The organism is Bacillus cereus group sp. MG4 (genome assembly GCF_040460055.1).
Classification (GTDB): Bacteria; Bacillota; Bacilli; order Bacillales; family Bacillaceae_G; genus Bacillus_A; species Bacillus_A wiedmannii.
Genome location: NZ_JARVGZ010000001.1, coordinates 607,457 through 632,575 on the forward strand (window position 1 = coordinate 607,457; position 25,119 = coordinate 632,575).

A 25,119-nucleotide genomic window follows, 5' to 3' on the forward strand; every position below is an offset into this window, starting at 1 on the left:
AGCCAGAAGGCCCTCTTTAATAGTTATTGGATTCGCTAGAAAAACGAAAAGCTTCAAATATATTAATACATTAAAAATTTTGTGAACATGAGGTACAAGGTCCACCAGTAGGTTGAAATACAACATTGTCAACAAAAGCTGTTGCGCCTTCTCCACCTGTAGCAGTATTTTGGAAAGAAATACAAGCTATACTCACAGTAGCAGGTATACACACAACAAGAACATAATGTTGGAAAAGAGATTGTGGTTGATTCATAACTGGTACAATATGTGGAATGTTTGATGGACCAAGAGTTGCAGGGGCAGGGGGACATGTTTGCCCAAGTTCTGGAAAAGATACAGAAGCTATAAGAAATGCACCATCCCTTACATCTGCAGCAAATGAAAATGTATAACAACAACCTTCGTCAACATCAACTGTTTGATTAATACTTCCACCTGGACCAATTGATGCAGCTAAGAGACTAAATGACCCATCTGGCAGAAAACGACCACTATGAACGTTTGGAAAACCTACTTCTGAAACAGAACCAGCTTGATTCCAACCTGGAACTGGATCTACTCCTACAGGTGGTATGTCAAATCCAGGGTTGTTGAGAACATTATTACATGGACAACATCCTACAGCAGTTGGTCCAGTTGGTCCAGTTGCTCCAGTTGGTCCAGTTGGTCCAGTTGCTCCGGTCGGCCCAGTCGGTCCAACTTGAGGTGGGGGTACAGGGGGGAGAAAACAATCACATGGAATATGAAATTTCTTTTTAAATTCACTCATTTTTACACCATCCTTATCACTCATTCACCCACTTACACACTACAACTTATGAATTGGTTAACACACAAGTATAAGAAAAAGGCCCTTGAAAATTAAAATAAATAAAAAAATAAGCCCTTATGTCACAAATATAAACCCATTCCATAATATATAAGGAACATGGGTTCACTCCAAAAATCTTTTAATATATATATGAAGATTCGATTCCTGAATCAATACAGTTGAACCTGTTTCTCCTGTTGCTTCTGTTGGTAAAGTGAATGACGAAAAATAGATAGAAGTGTTGAATCGATTAAACTTGATTTAATAGCAGTTCCATGTAAAACAATATTTTCTTCATTCATTCCTTTACCTCTTATGATTGCTCGTTATAGGAGGTAAAGGTAGCAAAAAGCAAATCATGAAGTTGGAATGCAATTATCTAGAAGTGTAAGGATTGTTAAGAGGAATTAAAGAATGTATCGAAGTGAATGGAAAATGCAAGAAGAATTATACGATCATAGTGGTTAGATAATATATGATGGTGAATGGGTTGAAATGGACAAGCAGTTTTATTTTATAAATCAAACAAAGATTTTAATTGATAAGTATTCAAAAATCAAAAAAGAGCACTTAATAAAGTGCTCTCGTGACGAGATTCATTTTGTAACGACTATTTTATAAAGAAAGGAACGCAGAATATTATATGTGCGTACAGTTAATTGAGTTCTTTTTTTACAAACAAAGTGCAGCTAGCAAAAGCTAACTGCTCGTTCTAAAGGTGACAATCTAGATATACAAATATAGTCTGGCCAAAAAAGGAGAACCATTCAAGTAAGTAGATCGAACTGAGAGGAACCGTATCGTATGAATTAATTGTTATTTTTTGAAGACATCAATGAAAAGGAGATGCGAAGACTTGTGGTGAAGGAGCTGAAAAACTACAAAGCATTGTGTGTCCGAATGAAAAATCAAGAAGAACAGGCTCAAGCTGAGGGCATTGTTCTTTTTCCTAAAATGAAAGGTGATGATATGAATCATGAGATACACTTTAAACAAATTGAACGGACGTTACAGAATGCACTTGATAAAGAGCAGCGACAGATTATTGAGTTAAAGTATTTGAGGAATGAAAAAGTCAAAGATTCCTATGTTTATAACGAGTTGATGATGCGACGTGATAATTTTTATGAGAATAAAAAGTAGCTATCCGTTTGATAGCTACTGCTTTAGGGATTATATGAATGTGTTTTAATTCTAGTGAAAATAAAATTATGGCTTTTTGTACCGTTGAGATAGATTTTTCTACTTTACATGTTTTACTTTAGTAGTGTTCTGCCATTATGGTGGGGCTTTTTTATTTTATTAAAAATAGTAACAGCTCGTCCAAACTTTTTTAATCTATCTTACATAGTATGTAGTGATAAATTTGAAGGGGGAATCTAGTATGTCTTATTCCTACTATGATCATTGTAAGGATAACAAAAAGAAATATCATGATTGTCATAAAAGTAGTAAGAGTTATGACAAATGTGATAAAAAACATGATGAAAAGCCTTGGGTTAATGTAAAAGTGAATTGTTGTTCTGATGATAACCAATACAATCTTGTAAGAGCGTCTGCTTTTAGAGCTGTGAGCACAGTTAATCAGAATGTGCCAGCAAATACTTTTGTAAAAGTCTTATTCCAAAATGAACAATTTGATTTAGCAAATGAATATAACCCTGCAACATCCATTTTTATACCAAAGACAAGAGGTGTTTATTCTGTTATTGGAACAATTGCGTTCATTCCCAATAATATAAACGTAAACTATAGAGCGCGGGTAGAAATTCGAGTTAATGGAAATCCAGCAATTGCAATAGATAATGATTTTTTTGGTCCAATAAACTTTGCTAATGTTGTTGCCGTTTCATCAATAATTCAATTGAATGCTGGGGATGTAGTCGAAGTTTTTGCACAAAGTAGCGTAGCTGGAGTTATCTCTACTGTAGAAAATAGTACGCATTTTGAAGCTGCAAGATTTCCGTCTCCAACAGAATAAGTGATATGAAATCCATCAGTAATCTTATCTAAGTAAAGTCACTAATTTATATTTGACCTGCATAAATGCAGGTCCTTTTTTCGATAAAAAGGGGACGTTTCCGGGGATTTCTCAAAACAGAATCAATATTACTCTATATCTATACAGTTCTTTGAAAGAAGAATAGTGTGGGGATAGCGTAGCCCCTTTATCAAAACGTTACCGGAGAACGGGCAAGGGCGGTAAGAATCCGCAAAAAGGACGAAAAGACCAATTGAATTTATATAGTCAGCCACGATGTGTGAGTGGCGTGGCTTTTGTGTTTCTTATTGAGCCTGGTATATTTGCTGGGTTGATTGGTGGTATAAACGTTTGATATACAGGTGCTTTAATTATATATAGGGGATTGCTCTTTTTCGTTTGCCCCTTTACATATATTGAAGAGTGTAGGACAGGCTCACTCGCTTGTATCTACCTTATTTCAATACTCATAAGAAACTCTTTATCACATTAAGAGCATCTACTGGCGCAGGTGCTCTCTTTTTATTGAACAAAATGGGGGAGGGTTGTTATAAATGATAGGGCTTAATCCACTCCATGAATGGTGGAAGATGAGTAGTTACACAAAATGGTATCACAACTTCTGGTTGACGCCAATAATTGCAGTGTTTCTCGGAATAGCTTGGGTAGTTTTAACAATCGTTGATTCTGTTTTATTTAAGAAATAGGAATGATGCCGAATGATAAGACCAATATCAATTATCGTAGACGCTGCCATGATCTGGTTGGCGTCTTGTTTGTTGTTAAGGAAAGATAAGGGGCGAGGTAGACTTGCAAATTGGAATATTATTAGTGTAAAACAAAAAACATAGGCTAGTAAACAAGCTGTTTTCAACTTTTATTCATAGAATATGATGAATTCTATTTTTAGAGGAGGGAATCATATCTATGGGATGCAACAATAATTTTGGACATTCTCGAGATTGTAATAGATTTTGGGATGATTTAGTATTTTGCGGATGCGGTCGTAGACGCAGAAGAAACGATTTTAACGACTGTCATTGTAGACGTGACTGCGATTGTGATGAGTGTCGTCGCAGACGTAATCATGACCGTGATCGTGATGATCGTCGAGATTGGTAAAGTCTTTTAAAAGAGTGCATATCTTTATAGCACTCTTTTTTTATTAAGATTTTTAATACTTAATAATTTGAAAGGCACAGTCTCAATTGGATTTAGCGTTTAACAAAACAAACGAACGAAAAAGAAAAGCAAAAATCAAATGATTCCTGCTAGGTGGAGATATAAGATGGATAATCCGATAGTGCTAATAAATTCTGGTGAAATGTAAAAATATGATTTAAATCCGTTTGGTGTTTTGATTTTAAGGTTCATGTCCCGACCCCCTTAGCTCTTTTTTATCTTACATTGCTATATACAAACCAAAAGGAAGTTCGTAACAAATAAACGAGAAATATTTTTAAATAAAATTTATTTAGCAATCAGCATAAGTAGTGAACTCATGAAAATATAAAAACTTGAACGGGAGGTGACAGGTGAAATGTAGATGGCGAGACAGCGTAGTCCAGACCGTGATAAAGTATTTGGCTTAGTTACATAAAATAGAAGATATGAGTAAGTGAAGAAACGGCATAAAAAGAAGCGTAATTCGTCAAAGGAACATAATGATCCATTACCATCAAGTTAAGAAATTTATTGTTTCCGATTAATAGTAACGTTTTTATGTGATTGTTATTGATTTTAAAAAATAAAAAATCGCCTTATTTAAAGGCGATTCATAATTTATTTATAAGAGATTACATTAATAAACAACAAGATAGCAACGTTAGAAGAGTTAGTTCGAAAATTAATAAATGAGAAATCAGAGCAGCCGTAAGCTGTTTTTATTTTGCACAAAATACGGATTTTGTATGGGATTTCCTGCGATAAATTCACCATGAATAAGGTTGTCTCATATCATGTAAAGATTGCTTTATTAAGATGATAAAAGGATGTGAACGTATTGGAAGATGTTTATGTGAAAATTGATAGTTTAAAAGCAGAACAAAAAGAAATCATGCGAGATATTCGTAATTTAGAAACCCGCACAACAATTAATAAGCAATTAGAAAAGATTAGCATGAATACAACTTGGATTTTGCGAATTATTATTAGCGCAATCACTATGTCAGTTTTGGGTTTAATATTAAAAGGGATGATTTAAAATATAAAAATAAAAGTACTTATTAAGAGAGGGACAAGCGTCTCTCTTTTTTTATTATAAATAAGGAGTGAAAAGATGGATCGTATCGATGTATTACTGAAAGCATTTATAGTTTCATTCGGTGGCTTCTGCGGATACTCTTTGGGAGGATGGGATACAACGTTGAAAGTTCTTGGTATTATGGAAGCAATTGACTATATTACCGGTGTATTCGCAGCAGGATTTAATGGAGAACTGAAAAGTAAAGTTGGTTTTAAAGGCATCGTCAAAAAGGTGGTGCTTTTTCTTTTGGTCGCAGCAGACACTCAAGCTGATCCAATTATGGGAACAAACAGTGCAATTCGTGAAGCAACGATTTTCTTTTTCATCGGGAATGAATTGCTTTCATTGTTAGAAAATGTTGGTCGTATTGGAATCCCTTTACCTTCAGCTCTAACCAATGCGGTTGAAATTTTAGGTGGGAAACAAAGATAAGAAGAGAAAAAAGGAGAGGGTCAATAATGGGACAAATCGTAGATGTTTCAAAATGGAACGGTAACATTAACTGGCCAGTCGCAAAACAGTACTTGGATTTTGTAATTGCACGTGTGCAGGATGGCTCAAATTACGTTGATCCATTATATAAAGGGTATGTACAAAGTATGAAGCAGCATAACATTCCATTTGGTAACTATGCATTTTGTCGTTTGTTTCCATTGCCGATGCAAAGAAAGGAGTGCAAGACTTCTGGGGGCGGGGTGACAAGAGCGCAACCGTTTGGTTTGCAGATGTAGAAGTGAAAACAATAGATGATATGAGAGCAGGAACGCAGGCATTGATGAGTTATACCGTTTAGGGGCTAAGAAAGTTGGTTTATATGTCGGTCATCATATGTGTACGCTCCTTTTGGTATGGCAAATGTAAAAGCTGACTTTGTATGGATTCCTCGTTATGGTGGCAACAAACCAGCTTATCCATGCGATATCAATATACTGAAACAGGGAATGTACCTGGAATCGGTAAAATTGGCTCAGTTTCAGGTAGATCCCATGGTCGTCCTGAAGCAACTGTCTTACGATGTGCTGTTACATAATCAGTTTTAAAATTCCTTCAAATCGAGATTCAAAGTATTCATGTTTAAATAATTTTATATCATTTTCATGATGAATTCCTTTTTTTAAGTTAACAATCTACGTTTCTATAATACTCCATCTTGGCAGGATAAAAGATGTTGCTAGTTTAGTAGCTGCAGGTTTAGGATTTAAAATTGAGGCGAAAGTAACTGTCAATGGATCACCACAATATAAAGTACAAAATAGCAAAGGTAAAACATACTATGTAACGGCAAATGAAGTCTATGTGTATATGAAGTGAAAAAGGTTCTCTTAACTGAGAACCTTTTTAGCTATCTTCAATGCCATTCTATTTCATTTGAATCAAAGTAGCGGCAGGTATCCCAATTCCTTCTAATTAATTATTTTTAGATGCAAGCCAATTGTTTTCATCCAATAGGATTTGATTTACATAATCTGAAGTTGGATTATTTTCGCAATTTAGATTTTCGTTATTCCCCACATACTGAATTCATAATGATATTCTGTTCTTTCGATACATACGCCGTATTCTAAATCATCACCAACTAATATAAAATCAGCATACCCAGTTAGAAATCTTGATATGGTTGATAATTCTTCTAAATTATCAAATACTTCAGCAATGTTTAGCTTAACTGCTTCAAATTTACCACCCTTAGAGAAAAAGAGTCTCCCTTGATTAACTGGAAATTGAATAGTTTTAGCTGTTTCTTTTAACAGCGCTATTGATAGTCTTCTATTTTCTTCATAATCAGTGCTACCAAAATTTTTTATGTTTGAATTTTGTTCTAGCGTATTAAATAATTCATTACAAAATAAATCATTAGATTCGGCATCCATAAATGAGTCTATAGAAATCGTAACAATATTAGAAAGTTTGTCTATCAGTTCTTTTCTACTAGCGTTTCTTTTTGCTTTCATTTTTAGAATTTCGATTCGGCTTTTATTCATATTACTCAAATTTTTTCACACCTTTAGTTTCTTCATTTCTTCCTTTTTTCTTGTATCCTTCAAAATCTTCCGGATAATGTCCAGAGTGTTGATTATATCTTTTTTTTTCCAGTGGGTATCCTTTTTCATTATCTGCAGTATGGAAATGGGAACCTCTTCCCATTTTATCTTCTCTATGCTCAATTATATATACTTATTCATTCTTAATATTAGAATAGTGGCCAGTGAATACAGAAGCGAAAAAGGTAATAGGATAGTGAAAAGAGGTTTTGATATACATATGTATGGTCAATACCTCTTTTATAATCTTTTGTAAAATTATTGTAAATCCCAAATACAATACGCAACATATAATGTATAATCCGAATGTAATATAATTACGATTTAAAAGGGGGCTATGTATGATAATTTCTTTTAACTTTTATCAGAGTCATGTCATTAATATGTAAGTCAGATAAGCGGTATTTGTTATTCTTTTAGATAATTAGATTATGTGATAATACTTTAGTTTTTTTGTAATCAAGAAAAATGAAGAAAGGAAGTAATGATTTTATGGAAAAATTAAAGTTGTTAACATTTGAAAATATAGTAGAACCTCTTTTAAATGAAAGTGTATCATTTATATATTTTCCTATTGAATGGCTTGATATTGTAGAGATACATTATAAGACATTTTTATTAACAAGTAAGTTGAAACGGTTGAATGAAAGATTATATGATATGTTTTCTGATATATTGTTTATTCAGCATAATCCGTATGTATTAAATGAAAATACACCATGGATTGTATGTAAAGAACCTATTAGAAAAGAACAGCTCGATTATATTTTCCAAAGTTGGTATGAGGTTATTCATGATTGGAAACCTAATAAATTAATAGAATCACCAAAATATGAATGGCATTACGATTTAATTTCTAATTTAACAGTACTACATGATAATGAAATATATTCTAAGTGGGTACCCGCTTTAATTTCCCATATTTTTTGTGAACGTCCTATACAATTAGAAAACATAAACGAAGAAGACATATACTTTTCTCCTCTTAGATCACAAAATATTTGTGAGGCTATGTCAGAGCCTATTAAAGATGAAAAAACTCAAGATTATTTCGCCTATGTATATCGGTTTGAATGTATCACGCGCGGAGGCGAAAATATTCCGTTATTAAATGTTTCAATAGGAATTCGGAGGTTTTATCAAGAATATAACCATCCAGATATTCCTTTGCTTTTGAGAAGAAAACGAGGCATGATTTTAATTTCTACTCCAGAATTTGCATCGAATAATAAAAAAGTTCGGTTTGTAAAACTAAAAGTACAGCAAGCTACAAACGGTATAAAATGGATTAAGATATTTAGAAATTTAAAAGATGATTTTCGTATAGGTGGAGAAGTTGAATTAGAGCATATTCTTCAATATCCGAAAGATTATATGCTAGGAGCAAACCTTAGGGTGTTGCTTCCATACAATGAGAGAATATATAAAGTTCAAGGTACTAAAATAAAACCAGGTATAAAAGTAAAGGAAAGAGAGTATCTATTTAAAGGGTTTCAGCAAAAATTCTCTTGTTTCACATTACTACCAGACTGTAAAAAGGTAGCAACAAATAATGAAAATGAATTATTTCCTTTAATTGCACCAAAGGGATTAGAGACTATAACGTTAGAAATATGGTCTGAAAAAATATCGTTGGAAGTTGAACAAGCGTTATTTGAAAGTGAAATTGTGTTAGCTCAAATCGGTGAGTCATTATATGTATTAAATGCAGATTCTCCAATATTGTTAAAAATAGTAAGATATAATATTGAAAAAGTATTGCAAAATCCATATAAAATGCAATATTGCCAGAAATACAAAACAAATTTAGTAGAGGATGTTATGAAAGCGGTTTATGCTACTGCAGGCGAGCGCAATGATGCGACATTGGCGTTAATCGCAATGAAAAATTGTGATGGGCGTGAAAAAATTGATCCAAAGCAAATCGTTAGAGAAGGCTTTGCACGAACAAACCGTATTTCAGCATTTATTAATTTATTTATAGGCCAAAGTGTAACCCGTAAAACAATAATAAATTGTATTCTTAGTTTATTAGAACAAAAAGGATTTTTGAAACGTAGTTGGAATAAAATAAATTTACCCTGTACATATGTTAATTTATCAATTGAGCGAATCTCGAAATTTGATTTCTTACCTATTTTTTCACAAATAAAAGGAAAAGAAATTTCATATAAATTATATGGGAATACAGAGTGGCAAACGATTGATCGCTTATTATTAAATATAAATAAACATAATACCTTTTTACCGCAACCTTCAAAAAGAAATGATATGGGAATTCAATTTAAACAATTTGTTTTTGAAACATTAAAGGGAATTTTACAACGTGCAAAAGAGAAAAATGAGCAAGTGTATTTCATTGTAGATGCGGATTTAAGAAAATATTGGATAAAAGAGTTACAAAATAAAAAAATTGATGTAGATATTTTACCGGAGATTGTTCCTGATGAGCTAAAGGTTCCTAATTTAAACGTAATAAGAATAAATACAGCTTTTGATACACCAAAATACGGTGTGATAGAACGTGATGGTGTTCCTGAGGGTACAAGTTTATATGTAGATCAAAAAGGGATGTATTATAGCACTGGTGAGTATTCGTTTAATGGTAGTGAAACATTGCAGCGATACATACTCGAAATTTTACCGCTAGGTGTAAAAGCTGTAGAAAGGAATTATATTGCCAAAATGGTACATTATATGTGCTGTAATTCAAGTATGCTTTTGGAAAAGAATATACACATGCCATATTCCATGCATATGGCGAAAGTAATAAAGAGCTATATGACGGATATAGATGCAAGAGAGTTTAAAGAGTTTGATGATGAATTGGATGTAGATATTATAAAAATAGAAAAGAAAGATTCAATTATTCTATTTTAAATAATAATAGACAAATCCTGCTCATTATATAGGTCAGGATTTGTCATTTTTTCATGTAAATAAGGATATCTTTTGTCATGTAACTTCTCTTTTACATATTTACTTTATTTCCATACAGGATTAAGATGTTTTTTAGAAATGAAAAACTTCACCATGTGGAAAAGCAATATGAATGGATTCAAAAGAAATTTGAAAGGAATGAGGAATTGTGAAGAAATTAGATGTGTTATTAATGCTATTAAGCGGCCTCTTTCCAGTTGCAGGAATTATGAAGCAAATCCCACTTGAACAATCTTTATATATTGGAGGCCTTTTATTTTTTACTAGTTTCGGTAGTTATTTTGCAAAAAAAATATATTCACGCATATGTAGCTGGATAGCGTATGCACCATTTATAACACTACTGTTAGTCATTTGGTATCAAGATATTTCAATAAGTTCGATAATAGCGAACGCGAAAATTGCAGCATGTGTCGCTTTAATTCCGTGTCTATTCCGTTTTCGTACATATGGACTTACTTTCGGTTTAGTCTCATTATGGGCCGCTTTACTATGGGATATTAAAGAAGTACAGTCATTAATCATACTTGAACGTATGTCGAGTTTAATGACGAGCCATTACTTGTATATTCTCCTTTTAATTGGGGGACTTATATTAGGTGGGTTACTTGCGATGTTATTGCACCGAAAAGAGGAAGAAAATAATAAAGAAAATATTAATCTATTTCAACAAAAAAAGAAACGTAAAAAATTATCATTTAAGATTCCACTTCCAAGATTGCCGAAAGTAAAGATAAAATTATTTAAGTTTGGTGGAAAAGCATCAAAACGAAAAACGCCAGAAAAAATACGTGAGCATAATTACAAAGAACCAGCTCCAGCTGCAACTGCAACATATGAACTGCCAGAGCAAATACATCAATATAAAGAAGGTACTGTTCAAGGACAAACGAGAATGGAACGTCGTAGAAACAGGCATAATGCATAAGAAATTTCAGTAAACCCTTTAATGATTTATCATTGAAGGGTTTTTTATGTAATTAAATATAGATTGCTAATTAGGAATTCATAGCATACTCTAAAATTGAAGACTTAAATAAAATAATGGGAGGACAAAATGCTTATTATTACATATATTTCTGTCTGTATATTATTTTTAGTTAGCTTTTTACATGTCTACTGGGCTTTCGGAGGTAAGTGGGCGACAAATAGTGTCATTCCAACAAAATCCGGAGAAAAGGCATTTATACCAGGTGCAGGGATGACATTGTTCATTGCGCTATTATTAAGTATGGCAGCAATGATTTTATTACAACAAACAAACGTTGTTCATTTCGCAGTTCCTAATATATTTGTTCAATTGGGATCTTGGATTTGTATGATTGTTTTTTTCATAAGAGTAATTGGAGAGTTTCATTATTTTGGTATCTTTAAGCGAAAAAAAGATACTCAATTTGCTAGAATGGATACTGTTTTATATATACCACTTTGTGCATTTTTATCTTTATTATTCTTACTAGCAATAATAACGTGAACATAAAATAGTACTTTCTTTCTTTAAAATAAATAAACGTGAATTAGCAAGGAGTAAAAGTGAGAAATTTAGTAGGAAATAAAAGGATGTAAGCGTCTTCTTATCGAAATATAGATTATTATGAAAGGCGGTGACACTATGAAGTATGTAAAAGTCTGTATGAATGGCGGAAGCGAACACAAATTCTCGATGACTCTAGATCGATTTGAAGAACTTATTACTACAGAGAATGGACTATTAGAAAATAAATTAGTTAGTATTGAAAATGTAATGATTAATCCTACTAATATATCTTCTGTAGTTGAAAAAATTGGTGTACCGGCTAAGTTTATGGAAGCTTAAAAGTGTGTACATAAATATATGAGCAGGATTTTTAGCAATACGTATACATTTGATGTGAAATAGATGCACAATAAAATACGTACAAGCATATAATATTAAGTAGGACAAGACCTTCGTGTCCTACTTAATACTCAGAAAAAACCTCTATCACATGAGAGCATCCAATTGCAGGGTGCTCTTTTTTATCCTGTTCGTTAACTTTCAATTTTAAACTTATCTATAACGTTAAAAAATATTAAAAATAATATAATAGCAAAAATTAAGTTTGATAAATAGAAATCTTGATGAAATAGTAGTTCAAAGATGACATCGACAACATATAATAAGGCGATAGTAGGTAATATACAAATAAATATAAATTTCCAATTTTTTAAATAATGTTTATAAGTAGTAATCGCTTTCTCCATACATATAGCTCCTATATTTTTTGTTTTCCATATAATTATACATTTGAATGATAGGATTTACAAAAGATATGTAGTAATTAAGAATTGTAGGAGAGATTTTGTTGGAAATGTGGATTGTTGTAGCCATCTGAATAATAAATGCTTTTACTTTAAAAAAACTTTAAAAGAATGATACTAAAATGATACACTATAATACACGTTATTTATGAAATGAATAGAGTGATTTGTGTGATAGATAAAATCAAAAATGTTGTAGAGGATATGTATGAGGATGAAGCGAAACATCTACTTCAAAGTATTCTAATTCAGTTAAATTTGTTAGAAGAAGACTATAGTGAAGATACCATTAAAAATTTAATGGATATTCCTAAACAACTAACGAGTAATACATCTTATAAAAGAGATGTAAAAGAAAGCTCACATGTTCATATTGCTTTTGGTGATTCAACAGCTGGATGTTTAAAACATATGCTTGGTCAAGAAGAACGATTGGAAGAGAGGGTTGTTGCTTTTTCGGAATTCTTTTCAATTGGACCGATAAACAAGTTACATATGAACGAGGGACAACTTGCAAGACAGAAATGGTTAGTAAACAATTTAACTGCGTATGATAATTATTTTGAAGAAGAGTATTTACCAAGGTTTTTAGAAACTATGGAGGAACTACACACTATTCCTATTGAAACGCCTATTACAATTTGGAAAGCCAATAACGCACATGAACATGTAGGTCTATGTTTTGTAATGGCACAATTAAAAGATAAGAAAAATATTCGCGTTATTAATACGTCTGAAGCAAGTAAAGAAATATTAAAAAAAGAGTATGCTATTCGTGGAACTGGAGAGTTAGCGCCTGAAAGTTTAGCTCTAATTCAAAAAAATTTTGTAGAATTGCCGTATATAACTTTAGAGAAGCGAATGAAGTTTGAACATGAGTGGGATAGTCTATCAAAGAGTACGGAATTTTTAAGAGTTTGGACAGACAATGAAGTGCATTCTGTTCAAGAAGATTATTTTGATCAATTTATAATTGAATGTGCGAAAAGTGTAGGTGCTGATTGTGAGTTCCTAAAAGCTCCTAGAGTAATTGGTGAGGCACTCGGTCTTGCGGATCAGTTAGTTGGCGATACATTTTTAGAATATCGCTTAAAGGAACTAATAAAAAAAGAAGTTTTTGAATTTGAAGGTTCGTTAAATGAAATGCGTTATTATAGTGTGAAGTTGAAATAGCAATTAAACAAAAATCCCCTTCTAATAAAGAATTAGAAGGGGATTTTTTTGGGAATAAAAGAGAAGTTTTTCCTTTATGGAAGTTTCATATAAAAAGAAAGTTCATATATTATATAGAGTTTATTAATAATTAGGAGGAATATTTCATTGAACAATCAGTTTTGTTCATGTCAATCAGATGATGCACCAAAGTTACTACCTCCATCGAACCTCCCCAGTTTACCTTCTACATTTGCTACTCCTGTACCAACATCTCAAATGAGATCATGGATGTGCAATTGTTTAGGAAGATGGGGCTTTTTAAGGTTAAATATACCTGGTACTTTTGGGAGAGATTTATTTTTGATCTCTTCTATTTGTAGTTTGCAACATTTTTTATGAATTTAGGCTATACATAAGCTTCCTATAGGGGGCATATCACATATGAATGTTAAAAGTACTGAATGAAAAGAAGGTGATTTGTTAATATGTATAACCAGCAAAATTATTCATATGATCAAGGGATGTATTATAATCCACAAAACTACGGGTATGAGTCTGTAAATGAAGTGAGAGAATTGGAACAAGAAGATTATAGACCAGATGATGCGGAAGATGCTCCAACGTCACCACCACCATCACAAGCGCCATCGTTACCATCTACATTTGCTTCTCCAGCACAAGCAGGGAATATGAAATCATGGATGTGTAACTGTCTAGGGAGATGGGGCTATTTACGTTTGCATCGTCCTGGACCTTTCGGAAGAGACTTATGGTTCTTTCCGACTGAAGTGAGGAGAAATGGGGTTTCAGGTTACACTTGGCAAGGTGGTCGCCGTCGTAAAGTAAGTTATCGCTATCAGCAAATTAGTAATTTTATGTGCTTTGCGTAAATAAGAGTGAGAGAGTAGAAGGATTTTACTCTCTCACTTTTTATTTTTCAATATACGAAGTAAGATTTTGAATGAAAATTTACAATTTTCTCGTTTTTATTAGAGTATAATGCATATGTTGGTTGGTTTTCAAAAACAAATGAGAGTGAGGGAATACGATGTCAATGAAAAACAAAGTTGGGTTGAGAATAGAGGATGGTATTAATTTAGCTTTAGCTCAGTTTAAAGAAGATGCGTATGAAATTTATAAAGAATCTAGAAAAGTGCAACCTATCTTATTTGTGAATAAAACTGAATTAGGTGCAGAGTGGCTTATTACAAGATATGAAGATGCTCTGCCACTTTTAAAAGATAATCGTTTAAAAAAAGATCCGGCCAATGTATTTTCTCAAGATACATTGAATGTCTTTCTTACTGTTGATAATAGTGATTATTTAACGACACACATGCTAAATTCAGATCCACCTAACCACAATCGTTTACGATCACTCGTACAAAAAGCTTTTACACCGAAGATGATCACGCAATTGGAAGGAAGAATACAGCATATTGCAGATGATTTGTTAAATGAAGTCGAGCGCAAAGGTTCATTAAATCTTGTTGATGATTACTCGTTCCCTTTACCGATTATTGTAATAAGTGAAATGCTCGGCATTCCAAAAGAAGATCAGGCGAAATTTAGAATTTGGTCTCATGCTGTCATTGCTTACCCAGAAACACCAGAAGAAATAAGAGAAACTGAAAAGCAACTATCTGAGTTTATTACATATCTACAATATTTAGTTGATAATAAACGAAAAGAGCCAAAAGAAGACTTGGTGAGTGCATTAATACTTGCGGAAAGTGAAGGGCATAAACTTAGCGCCCGAGAACTATATTCAATGATCATGTTACTAATTGTGGCGGGACATGAGACGACGGTAAATTTAATAACAAATACGGTATTAGCACTTCTCGAAAATCCGGATCAATTACAGTTATTAAAAGAAAATCCAAAATTAATTGATGCAGCTATTGAGGAAGGGTTACGATATTATTCTCCAGTTGAGGTTACAACTTCAAGATGGGCAGATGAAACTTTTCAAATCCATGACCAAACAATCCAAAAAGGAGATATGGTTGTCATTGCATTAGCTTCCGCCAACCGTGATGAAGCAGTATTTGAAAACCCAGAAGTATTCGATATTACTCGGGAAAATAATCGCCATATCGCCTTTGGCCATGGTAGCCATTTCTGCTTAGGCGCTCCACTTGCTAAGTTAGAAGCAAAGATTGCTATTACTACTTTGTTTAATCGAATGCCTGAATTACAAATAAAAGGGAATCGTGAAGATATTAAATGGCAAGGTAATTATTTAATGCGTTCTTTAGAGGAATTGCCTTTAAATTTCTAGAATAGTTAAAAGGAGACATGCATACATCGAAATTGATTTACATAGAGTATGTATGTGTTATTTAAATTCGAAACGGAAGGGTGAAAACATCCCAATGATCAACTAATTCTATTTGTAAGAGATCTTCGTTCAAAAACGAAATATTCTTCTGAATAGGATTAGTCTGTGCATTTATAGAAAAGGGATGTATTTCGCTCTGCGAATATATAGTCTTTTTATATGATTTGTGCTGCCTCCTGTTCAGAACATGAAATAGGGGGCTTTTTTATGTCGACAAATGTAGTAACGAAACAAAACAATGGGGTATCACAAGTATTAAAAAATCGGTTTGTGCAAGGAATTCTTGCATCAGCATTATTTTTACAAATTGGAATATGGGTTCGAAACTTTGCGGTATTACTATACGTAATGGAAATGACAAAAGGTGATGCTTTTGCTATTTCAATGATTTCGGTTGCTGAGTTTGCTCCAATTTTCATCTTTTCCTTTATAGGTGGAACCTTTGCTGATAGGTGGAAGCCAAAGAAGACGATGATATGGTGTGAAACGTTAAGTTCCATTTCAGTATTCGCTGTATTAATTACACTTATGTTTGGAACATGGAAAATCGTGTTTTTTGTCACGCTTATTTCTGCAATCCTTTCGCAGTTTTCTCAACCATCAGGTATGAAATTGTTTAAACAGCATTTATCAACGGAACAAATCCAATTAGCGATGTCTATATATCAAACAATATTTGCGATTTTTATGGTGTTAGGACCGATTCTTGGAACATTTATCTTTCATAGTTTTGGAATTTATATTTCAATCATCATAACAGGTATCGCTTTTTTACTGGCAGCAGCTGTGTTGTTATTTCTTCCGAAAGATCTTGAGAATAAAAATGAGAAAAAAGAAATCACGTTGTTACAGGAAATGCTAGACGGTATTAAATACGTAAAAAAGAAAAAAGCATTAACTTTGTTAGGGCTTTGTTTTATGGCAGCAGGACTCGGTATCGGTTTAATTCAGCCACTTGGTATATTTATTGTAACTGAGCAGTTAGGACTATCAAAAGAGAGTTTGCAATGGTTACTAACAGTAAATGGTGCAGGAATGATTGTTGGCGGCGCTTTAGCGATGGTATTTGCGAAAAATGTTGCTCCGCAAAAGATGTTAATTGTAGGGATGCTCGGTCAGGCGATCGGCATTGGTATTATTGGTTATTCGACGAGCTTATGGGTGACACTTACAGCACAACTTTTTAGTGGGTTAGCTCTTCCATGTATCCAAATAGGTATTAATACGCTCATTATTCAAAACAGCGATACTGATTTTATCGGTCGTGTAAATGGCATTTTAAGTCCACTATTCACCGGTTCAATGGTAGTAACAATGAGTATTGCTGGTTCATTAAAAGAGATGTTGTCATTAAGTACGATGTATGAGGGCACAGCTATACTATTTATAATTGGATTATTATTTATTTTACCTATATACAATTTAAAGCCAGTAATAGCGTTAGAAAGTGAAATAAATGGTAAAGGAAGTGCTGTGCAACATGAATCCTAATCCAAATGTAAAATACCCAATTGAAGGAAATCAAAACGTTCATTTTATAAAAAATACAATAACGAAAGCTAATATACTTGTTGGTGACTATTCTTATTATGATGCGAAAGATGGAGAAACATTTGAAGATCGAGTATTACATCATTATGAATTTCTTGGAGATCATCTTACTATTGGAAAGTTTTGTTGTATTGCAAATGGAGTTACCTTTATTATGAACGGAGCGAATCATCGGATGGATGGATTTTCGGCATATCCATTTAATATATTTGGGAATGGGTGGGAGAAGTATACACCTAATTTGTCTGATTTACCTTACAAAGGGGATACAGTTATAGGAAATGACGTATGGGTTGGTATGGATACAACGATTATGCCTGGAATAAAAATAGGGGATGGTGCAATCATTGCAGCTAAATCTGTTGTGACTAGGGACGTCGCACCATATACAATTGTTGGCGGAAACCCTGCAAATAAAATAAAGGAACGATTTACAAATACAATAGTAGAAGAGTTATTGCAAATTCAATGGTGGCATTTTGACATTGAAAAAATAACAGAAAATATAGATGCTATTGTACAAGGAAATATTGAACCATTAAGAAAGCTAAAAAGGTAATAAAAAATGCATGACAAAGAGTATCATACCTCCGAATTTTGTTAATGATAATAGAACAAGGAGGTGTGATACTATGGCACAAGACGTTTTATGTGAAGTAAACAACTGTAAATTTTGGGCTAACGGCAATAAATGTAGTGCAGATGCAATTTATGTAGTAAGTCATAAAGGGAAACATGCATCAACTACGGAAGAAACAGATTGCAAAACTTTCGATCCAGAAGTATAAATTTTTGAAGGGTAGCCAAATCGTGGTTGCCCTTTTATTAATTATAGTATTGATAATAAATCTCATTTTCATTCATTGTTTTTAACTTTTCTTGTTAATTTTTATATTTTCTTCATAAGTGATGTAATCCAGAGCAATTCGTGTTCAATACGTGATTTACTAAATTCAATGACTTCTGTAATAAAAGATGAGCTAACACGTAAAGATTGAATAGCAGTAAGCTGTTTATGTAGTACGTCTTGGCGTATTGTTAAAATTTCTTTTCTACCTTCGTAATCAAGTTTTTCAAATAGCGCGATACGCACAAGGAATTCAGCGTTATTTGTCGCAATCTTTTCGGGAAACTCTCTTAACATTTCATAAAAAATTTCTTCTCCTGTTTCAGTTATGTCGTACATATTTCGATTCGGCTTTCCGACTTGTTTATGTATTTGTTTAATTATAGCCCCCATATTTTCGAAGCGCCGAAGAGCGGGATACAGTGTATTATGGGGTTCAGCCGAGATACGTGTAAAAACGGGTCATAATATGTAATATATTTCTATAATTGGTTTTTTAGTTAAAAATATCTACCTCATGATTAACAAAAAGCTGATTACCTATGCGCTATAAATGAACTGCCCCCAATTGTTAAACAAAACTTAGCAATTGGGGGCAGTTCATAGTTATCATTTGACTCTTCTAGTGACTTTCTCAAGTAAAGCACCCTTTGGTTGAATAAGATTTATTTATTCATTCCCATCAATCGCTTAATTGTTCTTATTTGTCCACGATGATTAATTTCGTCTTCCATAACGTGAAACCACAAGTAGTAATTATTATAAGGCACACCATTATCCCACTTGTTTTCCTCGAATAACCAGCTATCTTGTTTTGATTTCAGATATGTTAGTGTATTTTCTCTAACTTGTGATAATTCATTCAAATAATAATCTAAAGATTGCTTTTTTATTCCTTCCCTTGCTTTGTCTCCAAGTTCTAAAGAAATTCGCCACTTTAGATATTCACTTTCAGTTAAATCTCTTTTTTCAAACGAGATAACTTGATGAACAAACTCCATCGCTGCAATATGTGATAAGAGAGAACCAATAGTGTTTGAACTACCGTTTGGTAAGAAATCTAAATCACTTTGGTTTAAATTGGAGATTTCGCTCAGTGTAACATCTCTTGTATGTTCAAGCATTGTTACAAGCTCTCCAATCTTACTTGAATAGTTTTCTCTTGAAATTATTCTATAATCTATCATATATATCCCTCCAATTCATGCTAAGCATAAGTTTACCAATAAAATAAAAAAAACAAAGTCTGAAAATTCATGTAAAATAATGATATAATTTAATTGAATATAAAGAAAAAGGAAACCTGTTTTTATCAGTGTTACCTTATCCAAGACTAAATTTTACCCATACATCATTTTTTTGATGTAGCTCTTGAAGATAAAAACTATTTAATTTTCAAGGAACAGTTATTAATTTAAAACTTATTATACGAGGAGGGTGTATCATGAAAAAAATATGCTTTGTATTAATTGTCGACGCTGGTATAAATTATGGTTCAATATTTTCTCTACCATTTTTAAGGAATCAGGATGATTTGAAGGAATATTTTTCTAAGTACTATGATGTTTCAATTAATTATATTAGGGATAAAAACTCAGTTGACTATTTGGTAGTTCCTAAACCGTGTCCACCTTTTGATAATGAAAATAATCTTCCAATAATTGAAGTACCAGCAATCTTATTTATGGAAAAGGATTTTGAAAAAATAAAGACTTATATAGACAATTATTTTTCTAATAACTCATAAAGAAAATAAAAGTACAGTAAAAAGAAGTCCGATAAAAAACGAGTGGCGTAGAATATTTCTATTAATCATTCGTCTTTTATTATATTTACATATCAGTCTATCGCAAATGAACTTGTACAACATATCGGGAAATATAGTGAGGTTAATATCGTTGAAGAGTTTGCTGCACCTTTACCTGTTACCGTCATATCTGATTTATTAGGAGTGCCAACAACGGACCGTAAAAAAATTAAAGCATGGTCTGATATTTTATTTATGCCGTATAGTAAAGAAAAGTTTAATGATCTGGATGCGGAAAAGGGTATAGCACTAAATGAATTTAAAGCATATCTTCTACCGATTGTTCAGGGAAAGAGATACCATTTAACCGATGATATTATTTCGGATTTAATACGAGCTGAATATGAAGGCGAAAGATTAACAGATGAAGAAATTGTTATTTTTTCTTTAGGTTTATTAGCGGCAGGCAATGAAACAACTACTAATTTAATTATTAATAGCTTTTATTGCTTTTTAGTGGATTCACCTGGAACATATAAAGAATTAAGAGAAGAACCTAAATTAATTTCAAAGGCAATTGAGGAAGTATTGCGCTATCGCTTTCCCGTTACATTAGCTAGGAGGATTACAGAGGATACAAATATATTTGGGCCTTTTATGAAAAAGGATCAAATGATTGTTGCGTGGGTAAGTGCAGCAAATTTAGATGAGAAAAAGTTTTCGCAAGCCTCTAAATTTAATATACACCGAATAGGAAATGAAAAGCATTTAACATTTGGTAAAGGTGCTCACTTTTGCTTAGGAGCACCACTTGCACGTTTAGAAGCTGAGATTGCATTAAGAACTTTCATAAATACTTTTGAAAAAATAGAGTTATCTCCATTGTTCAATTTAGAAAAATGTCTATTGGAAAATGAACAAACGTTAAATTACTTGCCTATTCTTTTGAATAATAGGTAAATCGATCAGCAAGGTACAAATTTACTGTACCTTGTTTTTTTATCCCGCGTTAACGGACAGTAAAACTCCCACCTCAAAATTCAGTTGGAGCAAAGAAGTTAGGTGGGAGATCAACTGTCCGTAAACGTCCGATTGGTTCAACTAATAATCAGTGGGAGATGAACAAAACCCCCACTGATTAAAGTTTCACTTTATTTCTCAATTGTAAAATTTTAGTTAGTTATTTAGTATGGAGGTGTGTGAAAAAGAATGGAGGAGGACGCTTATGTTAACGTGTAATGGAAGTAAAACGTTTCAAACATTTATTAAAGCTGTAACGGATTTAATGGATAGTAATTTATTAGAAGATCAAATTGTTTGTGCGATTGAAAAATTACTAGAAGAACTTTTAGAAAAGAAAACATGGCTTCCGTTAGAAAAACAGAAGGCGAATTCGGCTCAATACGCACGACATTTGTTATATGAAGATCCTTTTAATCGTTTTGAAGTATTAGCTCTTGTATGGAAAGATGGACAATCTACACCTTTACATGATCATGATGGTACATGGGGAGTAGAAGGCGTTTTTACAAGGAGGATAATGGTGCAAAACTTTATACAAACGAAGCAGTTTGAAAATTCACTTGTTTATTTAACACATACAGGAAATCTTTATTTGGGAGAAGGAGAAACAGATAAAGTCATTCCACCAGCTGATTGTCATATTCTTGAAATAGCTAAAAACGAAAGCGTTGTCACTATTCATATTTACGGAAAACGTTTAGAAAAGTTTAAAATATATGTCCCAACTGATGAAAAGAATGTGTACATGTGTGAGACGAAATATATTAGTTATAGTTCATAGTATAAAATCAAAAACTTTTCTTTAAAAAGAAAAGTTTTTGATTTTATTATTAATTATTTCTTGACCTGAAACGCTTTTCATAAATTATAAATAAGGAGTACTTCACGAGATCAGTATGAAAACGATACCTTTTGTTTATAATGAACTCGTGTATTTATAGAAAGTGGTGAAGAAATAATGAAATTAATCGCAATTGATTTAGATGGAACTCTTCTTTCAGGGAATAAAATGATTAGTAAAGAGAATGCAGAAGCAATTCAAAAATGTCAGGAAGCGGGTCATGTTGTAGCAATTTGTACAGGACGTTCTATCGTCGACATTGAAAGATTGTTGTTAGAAGTTAATTTAGAGTGTCCAATTATTGCGGAAAATGGTGCGCTTATATATAAAGATAAAAAAATGATGAAGAGATATCCAATTCAAAATATGCAAGCACTTGAGATTGTAGAATATCTTGAAGAGAATGGCTTATATTATCAGCTCTATACTGATAAAGGTGTGTATGTACCGGATTATGGAGTAGAGAGTGTACGTAATGAAATCGAGTATGTGAAGAATTCAAAAGAAAATTTTGACTTGAAAGAATTAGAAACGATCGCAGCTTTATACCTTGAGCATACAGCATTTCATAGTGCAGAAAGTTGTAAATCAATTGTAGAAACTGATATACATGTGCATAAGCTTTTACCATTTTCTTATGACATAGAAAAATTAAAAAAGTTAAAAGCAGCGTTTCTGCATAATACTGATTTAGCAATTACATCTTCATATTGGCATAACTTAGAAATTAATCATCGAGATGCTCAAAAAGGCAATGGCTTATATACTTTAGCAGAACATCTGAATATTCCGGTTGAAAATACTGTAGCGATAGGTGATGGGCTAAACGATGTATCCATGATGGAAAAAGCAAACATATCAATTGCAATGGGGAACGCAGTCGAAGAAATAAAAGCAATGTGTAAATACGAAACTTTATCAAATGAAGAACACGGTGTTGCACATGCTTTATATAAATATGTAATGTAATATAAAAAGAAAAAAAGAATCCAAATGGATTCTTTTTTTCTTTTTATTAGGGGTAAGGTATTCTATGAGATTCATAGAAGCCTTATTACTTTTATTATATAGAATATATTGGAATAAATGTTTATATTTTTCATATTAATTGTGAAAATTTTATGAACTTTATATTTTTTGTATTTTTATACTACTAAAATCGATGTGTATGATTCTGATATTAAAATTCGGTTTCTGCATGAGTACCCGTTTTAGGTTGGTTGTACATTCAGAATTAATATGTGATGAACAAAATACGTACTGATTAAGGCTTCATTTTATACGAAAATTCTTCTCTATTTTAATTGAAAAATAAAATTTATTCGAATAATTATTCTGCAGCTATATACCTAAAGGCACATTCTACGTATAATGGAGAAGTATAAATTTTGAATTTGTATTAATTTTACATATTGAGGTGAAAAAGGAATGAATGCGCGGCTAATGGAACTTATTGATGTGAGTACAATAGAAACCATGGCAGAACAGTTTTATAAATTAACCAACATATCACATCAACTTCTTGATGCTGAAAAAGAATGTATATTTTCTTTTGGAATAAATGAGATAAAAATATGTAAACTTCCCAAAATTGAAATCCCCATTTTTTTATACAATCAACATTTAGGATCTTTTGTAGTATGGTCAAACAAAAGTGACATTTTCAATTGTCAAAAATACTTTGAAATGCTTTCAAATCTAATTATAGATGGAGCAACAAAGGTATTTCAAAGTAAAAATACAACGTTGCTTTCTCGAAAAGAGGAGGAACTGCATACGATTTTACAAAACATGCCTGTTATGGTTGATGCGCTTGATTATAATGGAGATTTTGTTTTGTGGAATCGGGAGTGTGAAATTGTAACAGGTTATACAGCTGAAGAAATAATAGGGAATCCAAATGCCTTACAATTATTGTACCCAGATCATAATTATCGTCACCAAATACAAACGAAATTTTTAACTTGTGGAAAAAATTTCAGGGATTGGGAAATGCACTTAACATGTAAAAATGGTGAAATAAAAACAATCATGTGGTCCAATATATCAGAACAGTTTCCTGTAACAGGATATAGCTACTGGGCTGTCGGAGTAGATATTACACATCTAAAAGCGATAGAAGACCAGTTAAAACAACAAACGTCTGAATTGGAATTAATTTTTAAGGCTTTACCAGATTTATGTTTCTTAACAGAAGATGATGGCACAATTATAGATTATAAAGCAGGATCCCCTTCGAAATTTTACGTACCGGCACAAGCTTTTATGGGAAAAAAGTTTTTCGAAGTATTACCATCTCCAGTAGCACAGCAATTTCAGGAAGCAATTCATCAAGTGAAGGAAAAAGGGACGAATGTAATTGTTGAATATCTACTTACAATTAATGGGAGTGTTGATTTCTTTGAAGCTAGATGCTTACCATTATTACATGATAAAATTATGATCATTGTACGCGATATTACAGAACGGAAAAAGACAGAAGAATTGCTAAATAAATCAGATACACTTGCAGCAATTGGTCAATTAGCAGCTGGTGTGGCTCATGAAGTGAGGAACCCATTAACTGTCATTAAAGGGTTTATACAGTTATTTCAAATTAATAAAGAAGATCAAGAAAAATATTTTGATTTAATGCTTTCTGAGATTGAAAGAATAGAAGCGATTCTTCAAGAGTTTTTATCAATTGCTAAAACAGATGAGATAAATACAGAACAAAAAAATATTTATCAAATTTATAATAATGTCGTATCGTTAATGAATACAAAAGCAATTATGACGAATATTCAAGTGGAACTATATGCAGACAACAAAGACATAAGCATTGAATGCTCAGAAAATCAATTGAAACAAGTGTTTATTAATATTTTGCAAAATTCAATCGAAGCTATGCCAGATGGCGGGAAAATTACAATTCATATTAAAGAGATAAACGATGAAGGTGTCATTATTCATGTAATTGATGAAGGAATAGGGATACCTGAAGATAGAATTAAGAGATTAGGTGAGCCTTTTTATAGTACGAAAGAAAAAGGTACCGGTATCGGATTAATGTTAAGTTATAAAATTATCGAGAGTCATCAAGGGAATATAAGTATTATGAGTGAAGTTGGAGTCGGGACAACAGTAACGATTTACTTGCCGAAAGCTCAGAGTGAAAAATCTCTATTAAATTATGATGATAGATTCGAATCAATACGCAATTATTAACTCTTAAATTACTAAATCCCCAATAACCAAAAGTTAAGCTTTCGGTTATTGGGGATTTTTATATTTAATTTAGTAAACTTTACCTTTTCTTAACCTTTGTTT

Annotated in this window: 27 protein-coding genes and 4 pseudogenes; 24 read left to right on the plus strand and 7 right to left on the minus strand. The window is 32.4% G+C overall.

Going from position 1 to position 25,119, the window contains the following annotated elements; genetic code table 11:
- Nucleotides 1-70: 70 nt before the first annotated feature.
- Together QCI41_RS03065 and QCI41_RS03070 are read right to left on the minus strand one after the other, a co-directional pair.
- A complete protein-coding gene (locus QCI41_RS03065; protein ID WP_353838382.1) occupies nt 71-772 on the minus strand; it encodes a collagen-like protein in 702 nt (233 codons plus the stop codon).
- A gap of 212 nt (nt 773-984) precedes the next feature.
- Complete coding sequence (locus QCI41_RS03070) at nt 985-1,116, minus strand: hypothetical protein (RefSeq protein WP_001001490.1); 132 nt, start codon at nt 1,114-1,116, stop codon at nt 985-987.
- A 556-nt stretch (nt 1,117-1,672) separates the two neighbouring features.
- Between QCI41_RS03070 and QCI41_RS03075 the strand changes: the two genes are divergently transcribed.
- The 8 genes and pseudogenes from QCI41_RS03075 to QCI41_RS03110 all read left to right on the plus strand — a co-directional run.
- The gene (locus tag QCI41_RS03075; RefSeq protein ID WP_353838381.1) at nt 1,673-1,957 is read left to right on the plus strand and encodes an ArpU family phage packaging/lysis transcriptional regulator; all 285 of its coding nucleotides are present in this window, start codon (nt 1,673-1,675) and stop codon (nt 1,955-1,957) included.
- Nucleotides 1,958-2,198: 241 nt separating this feature from the next.
- Nucleotides 2,199-2,795 (plus strand): ABC transporter permease, encoded by a 597-nt coding sequence (locus QCI41_RS03080; protein WP_353838379.1) that lies wholly within the window; start codon nt 2,199-2,201, stop codon nt 2,793-2,795.
- Between the two features lie 554 nt (nt 2,796-3,349).
- Nucleotides 3,350-3,502 (plus strand): hypothetical protein, encoded by a 153-nt coding sequence (locus tag QCI41_RS03085; protein ID WP_353838378.1) that lies wholly within the window; start codon nt 3,350-3,352, stop codon nt 3,500-3,502.
- A 220-nt stretch (nt 3,503-3,722) separates the two neighbouring features.
- On the plus strand, nt 3,723-3,917 hold the full coding sequence (locus QCI41_RS03090) for a hypothetical protein (RefSeq protein WP_080000129.1): 195 nt from the start codon (nt 3,723-3,725) through the stop codon (nt 3,915-3,917).
- A gap of 880 nt (nt 3,918-4,797) precedes the next feature.
- Nucleotides 4,798-4,998 (plus strand): hypothetical protein, encoded by a 201-nt coding sequence (locus QCI41_RS03095; RefSeq protein WP_353838880.1) that lies wholly within the window; start codon nt 4,798-4,800, stop codon nt 4,996-4,998.
- Between the two features lie 75 nt (nt 4,999-5,073).
- Nucleotides 5,074-5,472, plus strand: a complete 399-nt coding sequence (locus QCI41_RS03100; RefSeq protein WP_353838377.1) for a phage holin family protein — start codon at nt 5,074-5,076, stop codon at nt 5,470-5,472.
- Between the two features lie 26 nt (nt 5,473-5,498).
- Nucleotides 5,499-6,001, plus strand: a pseudogene (locus QCI41_RS03105) (glycoside hydrolase family 25 protein); the annotation flags it as partial.
- 157 nt (nt 6,002-6,158) lie between these two features.
- Nucleotides 6,159-6,351, plus strand: a pseudogene (locus QCI41_RS03110) (N-acetylmuramoyl-L-alanine amidase); the annotation flags it as partial.
- A gap of 179 nt (nt 6,352-6,530) precedes the next feature.
- On the opposite strand, the gene QCI41_RS03115 reads toward QCI41_RS03110, so the two are convergent.
- Both QCI41_RS03115 and QCI41_RS03120 read right to left on the minus strand, forming a co-directional pair.
- Complete coding sequence (locus QCI41_RS03115) at nt 6,531-7,031, minus strand: YxiF family protein (protein ID WP_353838376.1); 501 nt, start codon at nt 7,029-7,031, stop codon at nt 6,531-6,533.
- On the minus strand, nt 7,024-7,209 hold the full coding sequence (locus QCI41_RS03120) for an HNH/endonuclease VII fold putative polymorphic toxin (RefSeq protein WP_353839244.1): 186 nt from the start codon (nt 7,207-7,209) through the stop codon (nt 7,024-7,026). Before QCI41_RS03120 ends, QCI41_RS03115 begins: the two co-directional genes overlap by 8 nt.
- A 365-nt stretch (nt 7,210-7,574) precedes the next feature.
- Between QCI41_RS03120 and QCI41_RS03125 the strand changes: the two genes are divergently transcribed.
- From QCI41_RS03125 to QCI41_RS03140, 4 genes are all read left to right on the plus strand, one after another.
- Nucleotides 7,575-9,962 (plus strand): RNaseH domain-containing protein, encoded by a 2,388-nt coding sequence (locus QCI41_RS03125; RefSeq protein ID WP_353838375.1) that lies wholly within the window; start codon nt 7,575-7,577, stop codon nt 9,960-9,962.
- Between the two features lie 208 nt (nt 9,963-10,170).
- Nucleotides 10,171-10,950 (plus strand): DUF3959 family protein, encoded by a 780-nt coding sequence (locus tag QCI41_RS03130; RefSeq protein ID WP_353838374.1) that lies wholly within the window; start codon nt 10,171-10,173, stop codon nt 10,948-10,950.
- A gap of 129 nt (nt 10,951-11,079) precedes the next feature.
- The gene (locus QCI41_RS03135; protein ID WP_353838373.1) at nt 11,080-11,496 is read left to right on the plus strand and encodes a DUF3995 domain-containing protein; all 417 of its coding nucleotides are present in this window, start codon (nt 11,080-11,082) and stop codon (nt 11,494-11,496) included.
- A 138-nt stretch (nt 11,497-11,634) separates the two neighbouring features.
- Complete coding sequence (locus QCI41_RS03140; protein ID WP_000878362.1) at nt 11,635-11,838, plus strand: hypothetical protein; 204 nt, start codon at nt 11,635-11,637, stop codon at nt 11,836-11,838.
- A gap of 194 nt (nt 11,839-12,032) precedes the next feature.
- Here QCI41_RS03140 and QCI41_RS03145 read toward each other — a convergent pair whose 3' ends face one another.
- Nucleotides 12,033-12,245 (minus strand): hypothetical protein, encoded by a 213-nt coding sequence (locus tag QCI41_RS03145; protein WP_353838372.1) that lies wholly within the window; start codon nt 12,243-12,245, stop codon nt 12,033-12,035.
- Nucleotides 12,246-12,473: 228 nt separating this feature from the next.
- Between QCI41_RS03145 and QCI41_RS03150 the strand changes: the two genes are divergently transcribed.
- The 7 genes and pseudogenes from QCI41_RS03150 (at nt 12,474) to QCI41_RS03180 (ending at nt 18,140) form a co-directional block, all read left to right on the plus strand.
- Complete coding sequence (locus tag QCI41_RS03150) at nt 12,474-13,475, plus strand: DUF1835 domain-containing protein (protein WP_353838371.1); 1,002 nt, start codon at nt 12,474-12,476, stop codon at nt 13,473-13,475.
- A 147-nt stretch (nt 13,476-13,622) separates the two neighbouring features.
- Nucleotides 13,623-13,817: pseudogene (locus QCI41_RS03155) on the plus strand (hypothetical protein); the annotation flags it as partial.
- Nucleotides 13,818-13,942: 125 nt separating this feature from the next.
- Nucleotides 13,943-14,347, plus strand: coding sequence for a hypothetical protein (locus QCI41_RS03160; RefSeq protein ID WP_353838370.1), 405 nt, complete (start codon nt 13,943-13,945; stop codon nt 14,345-14,347).
- A 158-nt stretch (nt 14,348-14,505) separates the two neighbouring features.
- Nucleotides 14,506-15,741, plus strand: a complete 1,236-nt coding sequence (cypA, locus tag QCI41_RS03165; RefSeq protein WP_353838369.1) for a cytochrome P450 — start codon at nt 14,506-14,508, stop codon at nt 15,739-15,741.
- A gap of 267 nt (nt 15,742-16,008) precedes the next feature.
- On the plus strand, nt 16,009-17,292 hold the full coding sequence (locus QCI41_RS03170) for an MFS transporter (RefSeq protein WP_353838368.1): 1,284 nt from the start codon (nt 16,009-16,011) through the stop codon (nt 17,290-17,292).
- Nucleotides 17,282-17,911, plus strand: a complete 630-nt coding sequence (locus QCI41_RS03175) for a Vat family streptogramin A O-acetyltransferase (RefSeq protein ID WP_001069228.1) — start codon at nt 17,282-17,284, stop codon at nt 17,909-17,911. Before QCI41_RS03170 ends, QCI41_RS03175 begins: the two co-directional genes overlap by 11 nt.
- 73 nt (nt 17,912-17,984) lie before the next feature.
- Nucleotides 17,985-18,140 (plus strand): DUF1540 domain-containing protein, encoded by a 156-nt coding sequence (locus QCI41_RS03180; RefSeq protein WP_000046089.1) that lies wholly within the window; start codon nt 17,985-17,987, stop codon nt 18,138-18,140.
- Nucleotides 18,141-18,241: 101 nt separating this feature from the next.
- Here QCI41_RS03180 and QCI41_RS03185 read toward each other — a convergent pair whose 3' ends face one another.
- Together QCI41_RS03185 and QCI41_RS03190 are read right to left on the minus strand one after the other, a co-directional pair.
- Nucleotides 18,242-18,646, minus strand: a complete 405-nt coding sequence (locus tag QCI41_RS03185) for a PadR family transcriptional regulator (protein ID WP_353838878.1) — start codon at nt 18,644-18,646, stop codon at nt 18,242-18,244.
- A gap of 218 nt (nt 18,647-18,864) precedes the next feature.
- A complete protein-coding gene (locus tag QCI41_RS03190; RefSeq protein WP_353838366.1) occupies nt 18,865-19,386 on the minus strand; it encodes a DinB family protein in 522 nt (173 codons plus the stop codon).
- Nucleotides 19,387-19,643: 257 nt separating this feature from the next.
- On the opposite strand from QCI41_RS03190, the gene QCI41_RS03195 reads away from it, so the two are divergent.
- The 5 genes and pseudogenes from QCI41_RS03195 to QCI41_RS03215 all read left to right on the plus strand — a co-directional run bounded on the left by QCI41_RS03195 (nt 19,644) and on the right by QCI41_RS03215 (nt 25,017).
- The gene (locus tag QCI41_RS03195; RefSeq protein WP_000717614.1) at nt 19,644-19,946 is read left to right on the plus strand and encodes a hypothetical protein; all 303 of its coding nucleotides are present in this window, start codon (nt 19,644-19,646) and stop codon (nt 19,944-19,946) included.
- 93 nt (nt 19,947-20,039) lie between these two features.
- Nucleotides 20,040-20,906, plus strand: a pseudogene (locus tag QCI41_RS03200) (cytochrome P450); the annotation flags it as partial.
- A gap of 265 nt (nt 20,907-21,171) precedes the next feature.
- Nucleotides 21,172-21,750, plus strand: a complete 579-nt coding sequence (locus QCI41_RS03205; RefSeq protein WP_353838365.1) for a cysteine dioxygenase family protein — start codon at nt 21,172-21,174, stop codon at nt 21,748-21,750.
- A gap of 177 nt (nt 21,751-21,927) precedes the next feature.
- A complete protein-coding gene (locus tag QCI41_RS03210) occupies nt 21,928-22,779 on the plus strand; it encodes a Cof-type HAD-IIB family hydrolase (protein WP_353838364.1) in 852 nt (283 codons plus the stop codon).
- Nucleotides 22,780-23,238: 459 nt separating this feature from the next.
- Nucleotides 23,239-25,017: an ATP-binding protein gene (locus QCI41_RS03215; protein WP_353838363.1), complete on the plus strand. Its 1,779-nt coding sequence runs from the start codon at nt 23,239-23,241 to the stop codon at nt 25,015-25,017.
- The last annotated feature ends 102 nt before the right edge of the window (nt 25,018-25,119 follow it).